Origin of the sequence: Microvirga tunisiensis (genome assembly GCF_009296175.1) — a bacterium.
GTDB classification, from domain to species: domain Bacteria; phylum Pseudomonadota; class Alphaproteobacteria; order Rhizobiales; family Beijerinckiaceae; genus Microvirga; species Microvirga tunisiensis.
In genome coordinates this window covers 250168-267039 of the sequence record NZ_VOSK01000001.1, presented here as the reverse complement: position 1 = coordinate 267039, position 16872 = coordinate 250168, and the positions used below count along the sequence as shown (strand labels likewise).

General features: G+C 57.8%; 19 protein-coding genes and 1 pseudogene. 17 read left to right on the top strand and 3 right to left on the bottom strand.

Going from position 1 to position 16872, the window contains the following annotated elements:
- Positions 1-70 precede the first annotated feature (70 nt).
- From FS320_RS01220 to FS320_RS01195, 6 genes are all read left to right on the top strand, one after another.
- Complete coding sequence (locus FS320_RS01220) at positions 71-490, top strand: hypothetical protein (protein ID WP_152708772.1); 420 nt, start codon at positions 71-73, stop codon at positions 488-490.
- A 133-nt stretch (positions 491-623) separates the two neighbouring features.
- Positions 624-1043 carry a single-stranded DNA-binding protein gene (locus FS320_RS01215; protein WP_152708771.1) on the top strand — a complete coding sequence of 140 codons (420 nt, stop codon included), beginning with the start codon at positions 624-626 and terminating at the stop codon, positions 1041-1043.
- A gap of 28 nt (positions 1044-1071) precedes the next feature.
- Positions 1072-1476: a hypothetical protein gene (locus FS320_RS01210; RefSeq protein ID WP_152708770.1), complete on the top strand. Its 405-nt coding sequence runs from the start codon at positions 1072-1074 to the stop codon at positions 1474-1476.
- A gap of 4 nt (positions 1477-1480) precedes the next feature.
- On the top strand, positions 1481-1801 hold the full coding sequence (locus tag FS320_RS01205; protein ID WP_152708769.1) for a hypothetical protein: 321 nt from the start codon (positions 1481-1483) through the stop codon (positions 1799-1801).
- Between the two features lie 4 nt (positions 1802-1805).
- Positions 1806-3932 (top strand): ATP-dependent helicase, encoded by a 2127-nt coding sequence (locus FS320_RS01200; RefSeq protein WP_152708768.1) that lies wholly within the window; start codon positions 1806-1808, stop codon positions 3930-3932.
- Positions 3933-3993: 61 nt separating this feature from the next.
- Positions 3994-4824: a hypothetical protein gene (locus FS320_RS01195; protein ID WP_152708767.1), complete on the top strand. Its 831-nt coding sequence runs from the start codon at positions 3994-3996 to the stop codon at positions 4822-4824.
- Between the two features lie 108 nt (positions 4825-4932).
- On the opposite strand, the gene FS320_RS01190 is transcribed toward FS320_RS01195, so the two are convergent.
- Positions 4933-6939 carry a hypothetical protein gene (locus FS320_RS01190; protein ID WP_152708766.1) on the bottom strand — a complete coding sequence of 669 codons (2007 nt, stop codon included), beginning with the start codon at positions 6937-6939 and terminating at the stop codon, positions 4933-4935.
- Between the two features lie 105 nt (positions 6940-7044).
- On the opposite strand from FS320_RS01190, the gene FS320_RS01185 reads away from it, so the two are divergent.
- Positions 7045-7527, top strand: a complete 483-nt coding sequence (locus tag FS320_RS01185; protein WP_152708765.1) for a hypothetical protein — start codon at positions 7045-7047, stop codon at positions 7525-7527.
- A gap of 34 nt (positions 7528-7561) precedes the next feature.
- On the opposite strand, the gene FS320_RS01180 is transcribed toward FS320_RS01185, so the two are convergent.
- Complete coding sequence (locus FS320_RS01180; RefSeq protein WP_152708764.1) at positions 7562-7846, bottom strand: hypothetical protein; 285 nt, start codon at positions 7844-7846, stop codon at positions 7562-7564.
- Entirely contained in the window at positions 7843-8124 is a 282-nt protein-coding gene (locus FS320_RS01175; RefSeq protein ID WP_152708763.1) for a hypothetical protein, read from the bottom strand. Before FS320_RS01175 ends, FS320_RS01180 begins: the two co-directional genes overlap by 4 nt.
- A 153-nt stretch (positions 8125-8277) precedes the next feature.
- Here FS320_RS01175 and FS320_RS50605 point away from each other — a divergent pair.
- The 10 genes and pseudogenes from FS320_RS50605 to FS320_RS01130 all read left to right on the top strand — a co-directional run.
- A pseudogene (locus FS320_RS50605) lies at positions 8278-9417 on the top strand (AAA family ATPase); the annotation flags it as partial.
- A gap of 42 nt (positions 9418-9459) precedes the next feature.
- Positions 9460-10074 (top strand): ATP-dependent DNA helicase, encoded by a 615-nt coding sequence (locus FS320_RS47520; RefSeq protein WP_244626896.1) that lies wholly within the window; start codon positions 9460-9462, stop codon positions 10072-10074.
- Positions 10071-10679, top strand: coding sequence for a lytic transglycosylase domain-containing protein (locus FS320_RS01165; protein ID WP_152708761.1), 609 nt, complete (start codon positions 10071-10073; stop codon positions 10677-10679). Before FS320_RS47520 ends, FS320_RS01165 begins: the two co-directional genes overlap by 4 nt.
- A gap of 95 nt (positions 10680-10774) precedes the next feature.
- Positions 10775-11251 carry a hypothetical protein gene (locus tag FS320_RS01160; protein ID WP_152708760.1) on the top strand — a complete coding sequence of 159 codons (477 nt, stop codon included), beginning with the start codon at positions 10775-10777 and terminating at the stop codon, positions 11249-11251.
- A gap of 90 nt (positions 11252-11341) precedes the next feature.
- Positions 11342-11764 carry a hypothetical protein gene (locus tag FS320_RS01155; RefSeq protein WP_152708759.1) on the top strand — a complete coding sequence of 141 codons (423 nt, stop codon included), beginning with the start codon at positions 11342-11344 and terminating at the stop codon, positions 11762-11764.
- Positions 11764-12849 carry a hypothetical protein gene (locus FS320_RS01150; protein WP_152708758.1) on the top strand — a complete coding sequence of 362 codons (1086 nt, stop codon included), beginning with the start codon at positions 11764-11766 and terminating at the stop codon, positions 12847-12849. The genes FS320_RS01155 and FS320_RS01150 overlap by 1 nt, the downstream gene beginning before the upstream one ends.
- A gap of 168 nt (positions 12850-13017) precedes the next feature.
- Complete coding sequence (locus FS320_RS01145) at positions 13018-13578, top strand: hypothetical protein (protein ID WP_152708757.1); 561 nt, start codon at positions 13018-13020, stop codon at positions 13576-13578.
- Positions 13551-13991: a DUF1064 domain-containing protein gene (locus FS320_RS01140; protein WP_152708756.1), complete on the top strand. Its 441-nt coding sequence runs from the start codon at positions 13551-13553 to the stop codon at positions 13989-13991. Before FS320_RS01145 ends, FS320_RS01140 begins: the two co-directional genes overlap by 28 nt.
- Positions 13982-14635 (top strand): uracil-DNA glycosylase family protein, encoded by a 654-nt coding sequence (locus FS320_RS01135; RefSeq protein WP_152708755.1) that lies wholly within the window; start codon positions 13982-13984, stop codon positions 14633-14635. Before FS320_RS01140 ends, FS320_RS01135 begins: the two co-directional genes overlap by 10 nt.
- Positions 14636-14783: 148 nt before the next feature.
- Positions 14784-16553, top strand: a complete 1770-nt coding sequence (locus FS320_RS01130; RefSeq protein WP_152708754.1) for a ParB/RepB/Spo0J family partition protein — start codon at positions 14784-14786, stop codon at positions 16551-16553.
- Positions 16554-16872: the final 319 nt, after the last annotated feature.

The window sequence follows — 16872 nt, the reverse complement described above, 5'->3', positions numbered from 1 at the left end:
CCAAACCCCAAATGAGGACGGCCCCGCTTTAGTCGGGGCCGTTTTCATATCAGGACACCTAGGAAGCGCGATGCCCGTATTCCAGAATTCCATTGCAGGCTACCTACAGATCGGTGAAGTGCAAATCGCCGGAGCCGATCTGCCGTTGTATGTCACCGCAGAGATCGCCAACCGTGCAATTGACGTCGACCCCAATTACTCGGGGATCGACGATCCCTCGACCCGCACTCTCCTCCTCTACGAGGCGGTATCCAGCGCAATTGCTCTCGGAAGGACTGACCTTTCAATTGAGGTTGCGGACCGGTCGTGGTCACGGAACCCTGAGGAGATTCCTCAAGACAGGATCGGCCTCGCCCTTGCGATCGATGACACCAAAGTGGTCATTAGCAGTGGGGTCCGACAAATTTCCCGCGGGGACCCGATGTTCAATGAAATAGCATTGAGCGCTGAGGCTGCGTTGGCGAAACTGGCATCCCGTACCCTGGTGTGAGGGTACTAGGACAATTTCGGCATTAAAAGGGGATTAAAAGGGTAGTAAGTCCACAAGACCCATAGGATAATAGAGGTGAACGGGAACAGAAATCTCTGGCCTGTCGCAACATGAATCTTATGGGGTTCCCCTCATGAACGTCATCACTATGACCGGATACGTCGGTGCCGATCCCGCCATCGACACCTTCCAGGATTCCGGTAATGCCAAGGCGAAGCTCCGGATCTCAACCAAGCGCCGATCCGGCAATACTCGCAATGGGCAAGTCACCGACTGGCACAACGTCATCTGCACCGTAACGGATGTCGTACAAAACCTGATCGAACCCCACATCCAAAAGGGCGCTCTTGTCTCCATCACCGGCGAATTGATTTACGAATCTTTCGAGAAAAACGGCCAGACCGTTAAGTTACCGCAAATCATTGTCAGCGATCGCCGCGGCATCGAGCTCCTCCAAGCCGCACGTCCGAAATCGGATTCGAACGAAGCCGACCAGGATGGTGATGCTACCGCAGAGGACGACCTCGCCTCAGCCGAGCAACAAGCTGCTTAAATCAATCTTTGAAAGTCCATTCTTTATCATGACTCAAGCTACATACTCTGCCACCGCGCGTCTCCTGTCCCGGACCTCCACAACGGTTCCGGTAGACGTAACCAAAGGTGCCACGCCCTCGGACATCGCTCGCGCAGTAATCGCAACTCAGGACGATCCTGCTAGCGTCTATGCGATCCAGATCGCTCAGGCCGCGGCACCTGGTTCATTCGATGGCGCCCTCGACATCAAGAACTACGATCCGAGCGGACGCAGCCTCGATAATCGGAAAGTCTCGATCACCGTCAAAGAAGACGGCAGGGCTACCCTTTCGTTCTCCCATGACAAAGGGAAGACCTGGGCTCTCGTTGGCGTCATGACGTCGGAAGCCCTGGCCAAGGTGGTCGGCGAGCTTTGGACCGAAGGCGTCATCCACACCGATCTTAAGAACTAGGGTCATGAGTGCGGAAGCATCCCGCACGCAGGAGGCGATTGCCAACGCCGCGCCTAGTGCGGCCAAGAAGCCGAAGGCCGTGGCCTTCGGCTTTCTTAATCGTCACCTCGGCCTGATCCTGGGTCTGACTCCAGAAGGTCGCAGCGATGAGAACCGGCAAATCGGCTCTTACGTGCCGGGCAACACCCAAAATCACCCGATCGAAGGGGTCCTCGTCAAAGGGACCCTCCTTCCCATACTCCGCGGTCAGTCGGACAAGGAAGGTCAGCGAAAAGATGGGATCGTGCTCATAGACGCTACCAACTTCACTCCAACTCAGACCTGAACCTATGGCCAACGGATACCAGGACGACACCAAGCAGGAAGGCCCTCACGAAGCGACCATCGACTACGCGGCGCTTCGAGAGGCCTCACTTGCCGGCCTAACCGACACCCAGCGAGAAGCCGTCACGGCGGGTCCTGGCCCGATGCTTCTCCTTGCCGGGGCCGGAACGGGTAAAACCCGCTGTCTGACCGCTCGCATTGGTTGGAACATTGGTGTCGGAACGGTGGGCCTTCCGCACGTCCTCGCCATCACTTTCACCCGAAAAGCTTCAAGAGAGATGAAGCACCGGCTGGCCCTGATGATGGGCCCGGCCGCTCAATCCATGTTTGTGGGCACTTTCCACTCGATCTGCATCCGCCTCCTGCGGGACAACGCCGAGTTTGCTGGGATCTCCAGTCGCTTCACAATCATCGACGATGACGAGCAGCTGAAAATCATCAAGGACATCTGCCTGAACGACGAGGGCGTCGGGCTCGGGGTTGCCGCTGACGAGATCAGCTTCGCTTCGGTTCGCGACGCCATTGATGCAGCTCGCAACGGAGACGGCTCAAAGACGGCCTGGGAGGAACTCAGGGCCAACGAGAAGGCCTGGAAAACCGCCAAGTTGATCGACAGTGGCGCCAAGATGCGCCTCATCGTCGAGGCCTACGACCGGATCAAGAAAGAAGCCGAGGTCCTCGACTACAACGATATCATCCTGAAGACCGTCCAACTCCTTCAGGATAACACTGGCGTCCGTGAATATTACCAGAACATGTGGCGCATGATCCTGATCGACGAATATCAGGACACGAACACCGCCCAGGAGAAGCTAATCGCGCTCCTTCTGAATAAAGAACGTAACATCACCTGCGTGGGGGATGAGGACCAGGCTGTCTACGGATGGCGTGGTGCGGATATCAAGAACATTCTCACTTTCGAACACCGCTACGCTGGAGCGAAGGTGATTAAGCTGGAACAGAATTTCCGGTCAACGTCGAGCATTCTCAATGCCGCGAATGCATTGATCTCAAAGAACCGGGATCGCCTCGGGAAAACGCTCTATACAGTCTCTGAGAGCGGAGCGACCCTTCGGCATGACCGCTTCTCGGATGACAAGGCCGAGGCTAATTATATCGTTCAGGAAATCAGGCGCCTTAACAGTGAGGGCGTACCGTTTGGATCGATCGCGGTGCTCGGTCGCTACAGTCACATGATCCTGCCAGTGCAGATGCCCCTGGCTCAAGCCCGGATCCCCTTCACGGTTACTGCCGGAAAGAAGGTCCAGTCAACGCAGGACATTCAGAACATTGTCGCCTATTACCGTTTCGCCAAAAACCGGACGGACGACTTCGCCCTGCAGCGGATCATCACCTGCAAATCCCGCGGGATGGGCACCCAAAAGATGAAGATGGCTCACGATGAAGCCCGCTCAAAGCGTATCCCGCTCGTGGATGCCATCACCCAGCTGATCGCGGCCAATGAGATCAAGGGCAAGGTCGCCGAGGGTATGAATGAATTGCTCTCCTTCCTGGAGGAACTCGCTGACGACTACACTCTTGAGGCGCCGCCGATGGAGTTATTTGACCGCATCACCGTCGAAATGGGCCTTGATGAAGACCTCGCGGCAGCCAAAGGCAAGGCAAACACAACCAAGAACCCTGATGCCCGCGGGAAGCAGCTCCGTGCGGTCGAGAAGCGCCAGGAGCGGCTCCACGACTTGCGGATCGCCATCCAGACCGCTGACAACCTCGACGAGTTCGTTGATGCCATGGCCCTTGACCCGATGGAGGACGAGGAAGCCACCGCAGGAGTCTGGCTCGGCACGGTCCATGCGGCCAAGGGACTGGAATTCGACCATGTAATCTTGCCTGGTTGGACTGATGGTGTGTTTCCCTCCAGTCGCATCCTCGAACGGATCTGGGGGCAGTCGGAAGGTCCGGCTCTGGATCAGGCAAAAGCGGAGCTCGAGGAAGAGCGCCGGCTCGCCTATGTCGCCCTCACTCGCGGGAAGAAAAGCGTCTCGATCACGAGCACCGAATACCGGATGGGGACACAGGGCCCGCCGTCACGTTTCCTTGGAGAAATTTCGCGCAAACTGGTGAAGGAGCCTGTCGAACCGGTAGAGACCGAAACGGCCCGTGCTGCCTGAGCGGAGGCTCTGTCATGGCGTACGGCAGATTCGGAACCGCAGGAGAAAAAGGAAACCTCTGATGAACTCCTTTCGAATAGCTTTGACGCTATGGGCCGGCGTCAGCTTCTTCGCTCACCCTATCTCCGCGACAGAAACTCACCCTCTTTCCGACGTCCTAAGCCAGGCGGTCGAAACGGCAGATAATCGTCCAATCGTATCGTTCGTCTCGCCTGGTCATCTGTTCCCGGTCGAAGGCACGGCATTCTATCGCCGGGATCTCGCCACCCAGCCAGAACAGTACCGGCCACTTCCGGCCTATGACAGCTCCAATGGAGCCCAGATAGGTGACGTTCGGATGCTCAATGCGCAATGTGTCAACGATGCTGATGCCGACGAGTGTGCGATAGGTTATGCCTGGTACCTCCAGCTGCTGGACGGGACTCGCTACCGGCTTTCGGTTGCCGAATATAGCTATGAGACCCACGGACTCGTTTCATACTCACCGAGCCTCCGAACCGGTGAGACCACCTGGTCCGTGATCGTTTTCGCCAAAGGATCATTCTGGGTCGCGACCGCGGACGCCGAAGTGATTGATTATGAGGATCAAGTGCATCTCATTGATCACCTCGACACTTGGTGCGACGCTCTGGACCAGTGCGGCCCGGTCACACCAGAAATGAACGCCGAAATGCTCCGGGTCCATCGTGGAGAGCTCAGAACTTCGAGCTGCTACCCTCAAGCCTACGAGGTCGACTCTGTGGTCGCAGGGAGGGGAACCCGGTACTACAAGGTGAACTTAGTGGACTTCGATGAGGGCGTGCCCCCGCTCAATCTCCCAAAATCGGGCTTCGTTCCCGTCCGCACCCTCACTGGCGGCCACACCGGCACATTTTACCCACGCGGCTGCTGAGACACTCCAAGGCGGTCCATTCGCTGAACTCACACGTTGAGCATAAAACATAAAAGGGGCTCACGGATAATCCGGAGCCCCTTATCTTATCCCCCAATGCCCGGCTTTTTAGATCCGGCCAGCTCCTCGGATGACACCCAGGATCCGCCCAGCCGCACCTTTCACGGCTCCGCCACCTGCTATAGCCGCGCCGCTCAGGGCGCCAGCGCCTGCCCCCAGGGCTTTGCCACCGAAGTAGGTCCCGAGCATTCCCGCTCCCGTAAGCGGGCCCGCGATCACCGACATGGCACCGCCCATCACACCCGACATGACACCGCTCGTGAACTCGTTGAATTGGGTTCCTGCCAGCGACTGTGCGATCTGGCTCCCGGCGCGGATCAGATGTGCGCTCATCAGTCCGCCGCAGATTGTAAACAGCGCGAACTTCAGCACCGTCACAATCCCGTTTCCCGTCGTCATGTTCAAATTGGCGATATTCGAGTCGATCCACGACGCAACCTGCTGAATCGTGACCGTCGCACTTCCGGCCGCGCCATTGTTTCCCATGCCCATCAGGAGAGCCGACTTCATCACGAAGGCTGAGATTGATGCCAGAGCTCCGGAGATCACTAGAAGGAAGAAGCCATAGACCAGCATCCTCAGGCCGTTAGTGGCAATGTCCTTAGTGGCATTGAAGTTTTTGAAGATCCACATGAACAAAAGCACCGGCGAGAACGTCAGCACGATGCCAATCCTGATGATCGCTTCGACAATCGACATCGCAAAGTTACCTAGTGCCAGGAAGGTGGACACGAACATGAAGAAGCAAATCGCTGTGATCACGGCCGCCGAACCCCACTCGCTGGCCGACTCCGCAGGCCGCTTCTGCAGGACCATCTCGGTCCCGGCCACGATAATGCCGTAGGAAGCGTTGTGGACCATACAAGCCAAGTTCGCGAGAGACTGCGATGCTCCCGAGGTCAAAGAATTCGAGAGCTCCGGCTGGCGATACTCGCAGTTGCCATTCGCGTCGTTCCAGCCGTTGCTCTGTGTCTGGCGAATGACGCCTCCGGGGGTCGCGCCTGAAAGCGAAAGGTCCGCCGCCTGGGCCGCCGTCGAGCCTAGCTCGGCACCCGCCCGCATGGCCGGGATGTACCCCCAGCCGAGAGCATAGTCTGTCGCGAAGTTTGCTGAACTCAGCAACGCGTACACGATCGCAAACCGCACCGTCATCCACCAGATCTGGCTCCATTTCCCACCCTGAGGCCAGAAGACTAGTTTTCCGACCTGGAAGAGGGCGACGACACCAAAGATGATGACCATGAGCGGCAGTGCCGGTGTGGTCAGCTTCGGAACCGACGCTTGCACGACGCTGGTCACGAGATCGGATGTCCGGGCGATCACCTCGCATGTCCAGCACTTACGGAAGTTGCCAAGGCGATCAGCAGTCTCGGCATCCGAGTAGGGAGCTCGCTGGGAGTCGGAGTTCTGCTCGGCAGAACGTTTGCTCGGATCCGCGTCATTATTGTTCGTGACCGCCGATACGTCATAATTTGCGCCAGCCACCAGATACTTGCCTACGCAGACTTGGCTCCCGTCGCGGCCGGATCCGTACGGGCCATCGCACTTGTAGCCGTTCTTGACGAACTGATCCAAAGCGCCATTCCGCCCGCAACCAAACTGGCACGCAGCAAGGATGCTGCTCTCGGTAACGTTCACACACTTTGAGTTATAGCAGACCTCCTGCCCGATCGCGCCAGTCAAGCCATTCCGCTTCGCGAGCGCCCACTGGTCGTTGGCATACCGCATATAGCCTTCGACCTGCATCCGCTTGTCATTCAGAAAAGTCTGAGGGTCGACACCTCTAAAGTAGGTTTCGTAGGCGCCAAAGCCTCGGCAGGCTTGCCAAAAGCCAAGACACTGACCTCTATACCCGCCCACCGAGCTCCAGTTGCCCTCAAGACCCGAGACGCCGCCGGCGAAATCAGCAAACCCTGGATCCATTCCATTGGAGATCAGATCCTCGCGTGTTACACGCGCCTCGGCTGGACCAAAGGTAAAGACCACGGACATAATGCTGAGGCAGACGATCTGCAGCCAGCGCGAGAGCTGCAGTTTCTTGGCGAATCTGGACATAAACCGCTTCCGGGGAGCTGTTCAGGAAATAGGAAGAGAAAGTATATTAAGCGAACGCCCGTGCAACATAAACCCGATTAAAGCAATCTTACTCCAGTGTGCCCCATGAAGAACACCATCAAGTCACTCGCGGCGGCGGCCTTCCTCACCCTTGCCCCGCTCTCCGCCTCCGGCCAGGCCGGGCTCGATCCGAAGACGATCAACCTGGATCAGTACACCCGCGCGTACTTCTCAACCCGCATCGATCCCGTGCGCCGTCCCGACCTGATGAAAGAGTATGGGGTTACAAAGCAAGACCTCACCGCAAGCTCGGAGATCCGCATCGCCAAGGCGCTCACGTCCCGCGGCATGATGACGATTACCGTGTTCGTCTCGCCAGCAACCTGCAGCACGAACTCCTGTCAGGGGACAGTCCTAGTCGACGGCGTGCGGGAGCCTGTCTACCAGGGCGACTTTTTCTACGACCTGTTCGAGAACAATCCAGATCCGACCGGGCGTCGGCTCCCCGAGCCCCAGGAAACCTATCTCCTTGTTGCGAAGGATGGTCGCTCGATCCGCGGCATGGAGCGAAGCTATCAACTCCGCTGACCCGTTCTGATCAATCTAAAACCTGGGCCGCCCTTCACTCAGGGCGGCCCGTCTTTTGTTCGGTCTCTTGCCGTTCCATCTCCCGGAGTTCCCTCAGGGTTGGAGGCTTGAGGCCACTCGCTTTGAAGCGCTCCCACGTTCTCCACACCACTAATCCGGTAAATACGACCAAGCCAAACAAGATCCATTGAAGGCCCGTTTGTCCCAGGATCGCCTTCACAAGCGCGTAGAGCGCAATAACCGCGAAGCCTATACCGGCCCCGACCACAAGCAGCGACCGGTCCCTCGCCCCCTCCTTGAGCCGCTTCGACACCATCATGCGGCCCGGGCCTGAGCGAACCTCGGATCCCTAAGTACGAACAGATTCAGGCTGGCTTTGGTCACGATCTCCCGGCCGGTCTCATCCTGAGCCATCACAAACATCAGCTCGTCGTGGTCTGGAGACCCACCCCACAGGCCGAGGATGGTGAGGAGAAGCCGATCCGGTGGATCATTCGGGTCGACCGTCACCGTCTCTTTCACCATGTGATCGTCCCGGCGCTGGAAATACAGGCGCACTTTTGATCCGGAGTTCTCGATGACCTCTGGCTTCTGCAAACTTGCCTCCTTTAGGCGTTGAACGGTGCTTTTCTGGATGGCGCAAAGCTCTCGGATGGCGCAAACCCAGCAAATGAGGGCGTTTGGAGAATGAATCTCCATAAACCTCATTAGATCGCCGGCGATTATGACGGAACCCCAACAGACGTGCAAATGATCCCTGTCGTCCGCATCAGTCCCACAGATGTTGTGAAATACCTGACGGAGGTCGAGTCCGACCGGCAATGCGCGTCGAATTTACTCCAAACCCTTCGCACCAACTATTCCGACCCGTCGCTGAGGTCGTATTTGAACCGTCATGGCCTTCGCATAGCGCTCCATGCCGCGGGCATCACTCGCACTCACCTAGACCGGATCATCGAACGATACGCGGGGCAAGCGCTCGCGACAGTCTCTGAGCAGCCATTCCGGCTTCGAAAGGACATCAAAGGAATCTCCCTTGGAATGTGCTGCGCGATTTGGCGCCGGCTGTCCCCCACGGTCATGGACAGGACCGATCTTGCCCTCGCCGCAGCCGAGGAAGTCATCTCAAGCATCGGCCGAGACGGCAATATATATGCCGACCGCAACGCTATCGTCCGGGCCATTGCCAATCTAGCTGGCGTCTTGCCCGAAGATGCCGATCGCGCCTGTGCAGAGATCGAAAGGCTCAGGGCAGCGGTCACGTTCCGCCGCAACGGCGTCCTAAAGATCGCGAACGCCCGTTCGTATGACCAAGAACGATCGATCGCCAACGAGGTTCTGACCCGCTTCTGTGAGTATCGCCCCCCTGACGTCCCTACGGTCCTGAAGGCGATGGCCAGGTCTGGCATCGCGACCCCAGATCCGTTGCAAATCGACGCTGTAAGAACCGCGCTGTCCCACCAGGTCAGTCTCATCACCGGCGGCCCTGGGACTGGAAAGAGCACGATCATCAAGGCGATTGCCCTACTCCTCCGAGAGGAGAATCCCAGGGTTCGCATAAGACTTGGATCACTGGCCGCCCGCATCGCACGAGCCGTCGGAGCCAAAACCGGCGTCGAGGCGGACACCATCCACGCGATCCTCGGGCACTCGAACAACGCGAACACCCACCATGCCGGCAACCCTTTGCCTGTTGATGTGATGGTCGTCGAGGAAGCCTTCATGCTCGGAAATGGATTGTTTCACGATCTCTTGAGGGCCCTTCCACCTCTTGCCCGCCTGATCATCATTGGGGATCACCAACAGCTGCAGCCGATTCAGGAAGGAAAGCCGGTCGAGGCCATTATGAACAGCGGGTCGGTCCCTACCGTCCGTCTCGAGCGCAATCATCGAAGCCATTCCTCCGAGATCCCGGATGCCGGTCGCCGCGTCATGCAGGGCCTGATCCCGCTACCGTCCGCTGCTATCCAGATCATTTCCACCTCAAGCTCAAAGGCAGCGCTCGCCTCCGTTATTGCCCAGTTCGATCGTCTCTCGGAGCAGCGGGGCGACTCCGTCCAGATTCTCTGTGCCCTCCACAAAGGGAGACTCGGCACAGTCGCGCTCAACCGTGCCATTTCCGGTAATGACGAGATCGCTATCGGCGAGCTTGTGATGCAGATCAGAAACGACAGGGAACGGGGGATCTTCAACGGCGAGATCGGCACGGTCACAGACCGAAGCCTGACCGGTCTCACAATGGTCCGAGATGACGGAACCACATTCTTCTACAAGAACTCAGAGCTCTCACAACTACGCCGCGCCTGGGCGATCAGCTTCCACAAGAGCCAGGGCTTAGAGTACGAGCACGTAATTATGATCGTAAGCCGCAGCCATCTTTCCATGCTCAACCGCAACATGATTAACGTAGGCATCACCAGGGCAAAGAAAACCTGCGTGATCATCGACCATGCCAATGCCCTCGCCCAGGCGGTTGCACGAAACACTGGTGAAAGCCGAACGACGCTGTTGACCGACCTGATGCAAGGTAGGAATCCTTTGGCATGAAATCGTTCTCCATACTATCCGCTGCAATCTTTGGAATCTTTCTTGCCACGTCCGGTGCCGCGCTCGCCGTGGACTCGGACCCTCAGGACGTGTCGGATCAGCCGGCACAGCAGCCTGTCCAGAAGAGCTGTCTCGAATGGGCTGAGATCGCCGAGCGATACTACCGGATGCCGAAAGGCATGATGGTTGCCCTGATCCAGAACGAATCTAGAGGAAATGCCAACGCCTTGAACATCGACGGAAAGGCCGTCCTTGCAACATCGGCCGAAATGGCAGCTCTGATTGTCGTCGCAAGATCAAAGACGGCAACTCAGATTGACGTTGGGTGCGGCCAGATCAACCTCAAATGGCACGCTTCAGGCTTCAAGACCCTTGGCACACTCCTGGACCCACGGATCAATGTCAGTTACGCAGCCTGGCACCTTTCCAATCTCCAAAAACAGACGGGCAGCTGGGTTAAGGCCGCTGCGAGATATCACTCTTATAAACCGGAGAATCAGGAACGTTACATATGCCGCCTTTGGGAAACCATGAAGAAGAACAAAGCCCAGGCGGTCGAAATGTCAGAAGTGTGCGGATCGCAACAAACTTCGGCCCTCCAATAGGCCCAGCACCCGGATCTGCGCTAAACTGACCCTCCCCACGGCCACAGCCTTTCCTGAACAACTTGGATTGTCTCTGGTGCTCCAAAGGACTTTCAGTGCGAACCATCACCTTAAATCTCTCGGAGTGGACTGTTGTGAGGGTTGCCCTCGAGAACCTAGCGGCCGCCATCGGCTCGCGCTTGGAAGCAATCCAGCAGAGCGTAGACCACACCACCGAAATTGATCTTCCACTCCTTGCCGCCTACACCAGTATCCATGACAAGGCCGAGTCCTATGGGGAACTGCTCTTTACGCTGATCGGATCATCAAAAGACGAAGACCTCCTGACCCTCCCCTTCGACTTCATGCGAACACTTCCTGTCGCTATCCTGCACCTGTCCAATACGATCGCGAATGGATCCTCAATCGTCGAGACCATGTCCCTAGAAGCCAAGGCCTTCCTGCTGGAAAACGCCGGACAGCTTCAGCGCCGGATTTCGAGAGAGGCCGTGATCACCGATCGAGTCAAACCCGAAGTGGTTCGAGAGCTTTTCCGCTGGGAACCCACGAAAAAGAAGTCGTCGGTACACTGACATCGCATTCTGGGGCTTGATGGTATTTTATCGCTTCTAATGGCATTTCATTGATGGCATTATTGCTCGTGCACGAATTGGAGCATTTGAATGCCTCAGAATGGACCCGGCTCCCAGAAACCGAGCCCTACCACAAGCCTGATGCGGCAGGCCGAACAGACCCAGCGCCGCTCAACGAGGCCCAAGGGGCTTTCAAAATCTCTGTCCGGCAAGATTGCTCAGCATCTGGTCGGCGCCCCAGGCGTCCACCGGATTGCAGCCGAGAATGAAACTGACACGTTCAAGGTCATCAAGAAAACCGCCGAAAAGGGATTACTGCCCGTGGAGGCCGGATTAGCTGGCCTCAAGGCTGGTCTGTCCGGTTCGAAGCCGAAGTCAGAGACCAAGAAGGAGGAACCATCTCCTCTGGACAGGATCATGACAGCGTATCGAAAGGAAATGGAACAGGGTCCCGCCCCAGCGTCCAAACCGGTCCGGACCTCGCGCGCCAAAGACACCGGAACGGAACGCTGATGGTCGACACATCGAAATTCCGTGAGTCCGAGAACTTCGAGGACCGCACCAAGCAGGATATCCTTGGGGAGATTCTGGATACCCCGAGCCGCATCTTTAATTGGCTCATGCCCAGGGGCAATCCGGATTGGTCCCACCGGCTAGGGGAAAAGATTGGCAAGGCGGGAGAGGAAGGACATCACCTCCCGATGTCGGCGCATGCCCTGGACTTCTTCAGCAACAGGGAGCCCATGCGGGATTCCTCTCAGCTCGACCCGTTCGCCCGCGAGATGAGTGAACGTTTGGGCGGCAAAGGCACCATGGAGGCAAAACCTGCCGATGTCCCGACGTCAATCGCACCTCCAGCAGGGTTGTCCCAATTCGTCCCGTCAATAGCATCCCCCGCTCTCGACACCGCGGCGCCCCTCGCGATGGATGCCCTCGCTCATCGTCTTCCTTCGCCCAAACTCCGCGGGCTGCCGGGTCTCGCGCTCGGAGCCGTCTCTCTCACCCAGCAGGCCTCCTCCGGAAGTTTCGACCGGAGCGCGCTGCTCGGCATGGGCTTATCCGCCGGCGCAATGGTCGGAGCTCGCTTCGTCCCCGGGCTCGGGCAGGCCCTACTTGCCTATGATGTCGCCGACCTAGCAAGCCAAGCCCTCCTCGGCAAATCGCTCAGTAAAACAGCAATTGGAAAGCCCATCAGCAATGCCGTCGGCAAACTGGGAGACGTTTCCATCGACGCCATGTCGACGACGTTGGAATTTGTCGGCTGGTCCAGTGGTGCCAAGTACCTGACAGACACCTTTGGTTCAGGCCCGGCCAAGGATCAGGGCGCTCCAACCGAAGGGTTCGCCATGGACGAGGGTTCATCGTTCAAGCAGGAACTCTCCAAATCCGGCCTAATCAATTCCCGCTCGGCCTCTACCTCCAGAACCCAGGTCGGGTTCCTCACAGACATCGAGATTGATCCGGCAGCTGCAGCTAAGGGCACTCTCGACGACGTCATCGGAGCGGCCAGAAAGGCGAATGAGAGCGGGAGTGAGTACCTTCCGGCGCCGATTTCGCCGCGGCAGATGAACAGGTCCGCGCTCGAACTTGGGGACTGAGAAACAGACGTAAATAGGTAGACGGTTCTAAATACGAAGTTCGTATTCCTAAAACCCGGAAAGAAGAGATGCCGTCATGCCCGTCGCATGGCGGCACTTTTTTGCAGCCCAATGCAGCAACAGTTCCTCTGCTCCAAGCGCAGCAGCAAAGATAACAAGGATGGCCTGGTGATCCTGCAGCTGCGCTGCGATCCCACCCTCCTCCCGGCCGAGATCAAATTTGGGACGTACGGTGATCGCTATCTCTTCAAGATGACCCATGAGGATCAGAGCCAGGAGTTTGAGGCCATTCGGTATGGTCTCAACGACAATGGCAACCAGACGGTGACGCTTCAGGTCGCGGCCCTCCCCGCCCAAGTCGGCGACAACATTCTGTACGCACCGAACGACACCACATTCCTCGTCGAGCATGAGGCTCTTCTCGCCACATCCGACATCATCCCTCTAACGCCAGAGAGCCGAAACAGCACGTTCAGGCGCTTCCACATCATCTGTCAGGAACCGGGCTTTTGGGAGTACATGCGCCAGTACGACGAGTGGAATCTCCTCTCAGGCCCCTTCGCTCTCGAGATTGAGAAGCAGGACGCAGCTCTCGAGGTCTACTACCGCATCGTGCAGTGCCATTCCCGTAGCGAGATCCGCACAAACGCAGCCGTCTGCGAGCGGACCGAGCGACTTCTTCGAGCGTATAGGAGCAGCAAGTGGACAGAATCCACGCGCGGGATCTGAAGCTCTATCTCGGCCTCACCAGGAAATCGCGCAATAAGTACGGTGCCCGCAAGATCCGGATCAAAACCGGAGACGTGGAAGAGGTTTACGACTCCGCCGGAGAGATGAAGCGCTATGGCGATCTCCTTCTTCAAGAGAAGATCGGCAACATCTCGAACCTCAAGCGCCAGGTCCGGATACCCCTGATTGTCAATGGGATACACCTGACCCTCGAAGACGTCCGGGGCCGCCGACGTCGACTGTTTTACGAAGCCGATTTCACGTACAATGAGCAGCAAGATTTCGTCATCGAAGATTTCAAGGGCTACGACACCCCTCTGTCACGTCTGAAGCGGGCAATCGTCGAGGCCATCACGGGAAACAAGGTCCGAGTGACAAGGAAGCCAACCAAGGTAGTCGCACGATGTCGATAACTGCTACCCCTACCCTTCCCATCGGCCCGATTCCGCTTAATGCGCTCGCTGGCCCTGTCCCGCCCCATCTTCCGAAGAAAGACTGGAATGGGCTCCTCCTGCTGGGAGAAGCGCCGGGCCGCCACGAGGCGATCAACAGCGAACCCTTTACCGGTCCCGCCGGCCATCTTCTCGACAGCCTGCTAAGCGAACTCGGCATCGAGCGCGATGCAACGTTGATCACCAACGCGTTCCTCCATCAGCCCGTCTGGACGCCTCTCGACAACGGAACCCGTAAGAACAACGACATCCTACAGTTCTTCACAAAGGATACCGAGCAGGCGAACACAAGGATCCATGACGGAGCCACCTTCCGCGGTCACTACGTCAAAGAGACCAATGCCGGAGATCTCCGTTACGTTTGGAAGCTTATCGCGATGGCCGACCCCAAAGTCATCGTCTCTATGGGCGCCACCGCCCTCTGGCTCCTGACAGGGCAAGATAAGATAGGCGAGAACAGGGGCACTCTTACGGAAACCCCAATCTCGCAGTATTCCGTAGTCATCCCGACCTTTCACCCGGCCCATGCCCTTCACAAGGCGAGCGACCCCGAGATCATCGGCCGGCTGCGGGATGATCTGACGCTCGCGAAGACCTATCTCTGAACGCCTAACCCTCAAAACTCACCGACAGAGACTGGGACGCAGCGACGGCCACCAGGCCGCCGGTCGACGATTGCTGCCGTCTCCAGAATTCTCAGAGATTCCATTTGAAAGCTCCCGGGCAAAATCCCGAAAAGGAACAAAGGCACTCATGACCGCTCAGCACACCGCCCCCTCGACCACCACGACGAAGACGCGGGTCTCGTCGTCGAAGAAGAACCAGATCCCAGCCGCCGCCGCCGCTCACGTCTCGGACACGCGTGACATTCCACTCTCACAGCTGATCGAGTGGAACAACAATCCCCGCCGCACCCGCAACGAGGCTCACGAGGACAGTCTCGGCGATTCCATCATCAGTCAGGGACTCATTCAGAACCTCGTGGTTCGCCCCAAGGGGGACATCTACGAGGTATTCGTCGGCTTTAGCCGTTACCGCGGCATGAAGCGCAAGGTTGAATCAGGGGAGCTCTCACCCGACTTCCCCGTCCGCTGCCACATCGCCGACGTGGATGACACGACTGCTTTCCTCATCGCAACGGCCGAAAACATCCATCGCCAATCGATGAACCCAATCGAGGAGTGCGAGGCCATCGCTCACCTCACCGAGAAGATGGACGTCCGCGACGTTGCCCGTACCGTCGGACTCAAGCCGAATGACGTGGCCGAGCGTATGCATGTCGCCAAGCTCGACTCAGAGGTCAAGCAAATGGTGATCGAGGGCAAGCGCCGCCTAGAGTGGGCGAAGGCCATGGTCCGGGCCGGCGACACGATCCGCAAGGAGATTATGAATGCGATCTCAAAGGCGGAATCCTCCTATGTGTCGGTTCAACAGATCAACGCTCTGCTCCGCCAGGCCCACATTCCGGCCAAGAATGCCATCTTTGACGTCAAGATCTCTGGAATCTCCGTCCAGCAGGATCTAATCGAAGAACATGAGGGCCTGATCACGGACCGCGACGCCTTCTGGCAGGCTCAGAACGTCGCAATCGAGAAGCTCCAAGCCGACCTTGAACGCGAGGGCCACGCTCGCGTCGACATCCTCCGCGGCGAACCCTTTCGTGACTGGGAATATGAGACTGCTCCCGGCAACGATGGCTGCATCGCGGTCATCGAAGTGGCCAACGACGGCCTCGTAACGGTCCACCGTGATCTCATCAAGCGCGGTCAGACTGCTGCTCAGATCTCCATGGCGTCCGGCGATGACGATGACGAGGACGAAGCCGCAGGTGATGACGAGAACTTCTCTGTCTTCACGGCCGACGCAAGTTCGGTCGGAGAGGTCGATACCACATCGATCACAACTGAACCGCCAAACCAGAAGGCGGCTGAATACTTTGCGAAACTTCGTACCGCCTCCGCAGCCGGAATCGTGGCCAGCGATAACCGTCTCACGGCAGCGATCATGCTCGCCGCGCTGCTCGGCGATCGAACCATCGGGCTCGACTGGGCGCTCCAGGAACGCACCAGCGATCTGCTCCTCGAGAGCTATCGTACCCGGGTGATGGCGGCCAACCAGGATGCTCTGGCCTACGCCCTCTCGCTTGACGAGACTGACCTACAGGAGGCTCTGAACGAATGCGTTGCCGTGCGCCTTCGCCACAATGTCGGTCGCAAGCCAACGTTCCTGCCTGACAGCATCGTTTCCCGTGTCCTCAACCGTGCCAAGGACGAAGGTTATTCGCTCCGCGAGACCTGGACTCCCGACAACGAGTTCCTGTCGACCCTAACGACCCAGGAATTGCGGGGTCTCACATCCGAACTTCTCGATCCGGATGAAGCGGGCGATGTTACCCACGCTTCCAAGAGTGACCTGGTGCCGCTCCTGGCCGAAGCCTTCAACGACGCCAAGGAAGGGACCGGCCGCCTTCGTGCAACTACCGAGCTCCGGCTCAATGCTTGGATCCCAGACTACGTCTTCTAATATCTGTAGACTGGATTTCGCAGAGCCCCGCCATTCGGCGGGGCTTTTTTATTGCTACGCGCCAAAGAGAAGGACAAGATGTGGCAACGCGATCTTCGCTGCATCCCAGTAGCTCTTCCTTGGGCCAACGTCCCAACTCTTAGGCAGATCGCCGTCCAAACTCTCTGCACGATATTCAGCAAAGGGAACTCGGTAGTACTCCCGAAGTAGTCTCCAGACGCAGTAAATCGCTTCCTCTGTTTCGACTTCATGAGCATCTAAAATGGGAAGTCCCCTACAATTAGATCGCTTCTGAAGTCGAACGGAGATGCTGCTAGAT

What these genes read in the sequence shown, in the direction of transcription:
- FS320_RS01210 (WP_152708770.1), top strand. Translation starts at nt 1,072, where the DNA reads ATGACTCAAGCTACATACTCTGCCACCGCGCGTCTCCTGTCCCGGACC.
- FS320_RS01135 (WP_152708755.1), top strand. Translation starts at nt 13,982, where the DNA reads ATGTCGATAACTGCTACCCCTACCCTTCCCATCGGCCCGATTCCGCTT.
- FS320_RS01220 (WP_152708772.1), top strand. Translation starts at nt 71, where the DNA reads ATGCCCGTATTCCAGAATTCCATTGCAGGCTACCTACAGATCGGTGAA.
- FS320_RS01195 (WP_152708767.1), top strand. Translation starts at nt 3,994, where the DNA reads ATGAACTCCTTTCGAATAGCTTTGACGCTATGGGCCGGCGTCAGCTTC.
- FS320_RS01130 (WP_152708754.1), top strand. Translation starts at nt 14,784, where the DNA reads ATGACCGCTCAGCACACCGCCCCCTCGACCACCACGACGAAGACGCGG.
- FS320_RS01185 (WP_152708765.1), top strand. Translation starts at nt 7,045, where the DNA reads ATGAAGAACACCATCAAGTCACTCGCGGCGGCGGCCTTCCTCACCCTT.
- FS320_RS01180 (WP_152708764.1), bottom strand. Translation starts at nt 7,846, where the DNA reads ATGATGGTGTCGAAGCGGCTCAAGGAGGGGGCGAGGGACCGGTCGCTG.
- FS320_RS01200 (WP_152708768.1), top strand. Translation starts at nt 1,806, where the DNA reads ATGGCCAACGGATACCAGGACGACACCAAGCAGGAAGGCCCTCACGAA.
- FS320_RS01205 (WP_152708769.1), top strand. Translation starts at nt 1,481, where the DNA reads ATGAGTGCGGAAGCATCCCGCACGCAGGAGGCGATTGCCAACGCCGCG.
- FS320_RS01190 (WP_152708766.1), bottom strand. Translation starts at nt 6,939, where the DNA reads ATGTCCAGATTCGCCAAGAAACTGCAGCTCTCGCGCTGGCTGCAGATC.
- FS320_RS47520 (WP_244626896.1), top strand. Translation starts at nt 9,460, where the DNA reads ATGCAGGGCCTGATCCCGCTACCGTCCGCTGCTATCCAGATCATTTCC.
- FS320_RS01150 (WP_152708758.1), top strand. Translation starts at nt 11,764, where the DNA reads ATGGTCGACACATCGAAATTCCGTGAGTCCGAGAACTTCGAGGACCGC.
- FS320_RS01155 (WP_152708759.1), top strand. Translation starts at nt 11,342, where the DNA reads ATGCCTCAGAATGGACCCGGCTCCCAGAAACCGAGCCCTACCACAAGC.
- FS320_RS01215 (WP_152708771.1), top strand. Translation starts at nt 624, where the DNA reads ATGAACGTCATCACTATGACCGGATACGTCGGTGCCGATCCCGCCATC.
- FS320_RS01165 (WP_152708761.1), top strand. Translation starts at nt 10,071, where the DNA reads ATGAAATCGTTCTCCATACTATCCGCTGCAATCTTTGGAATCTTTCTT.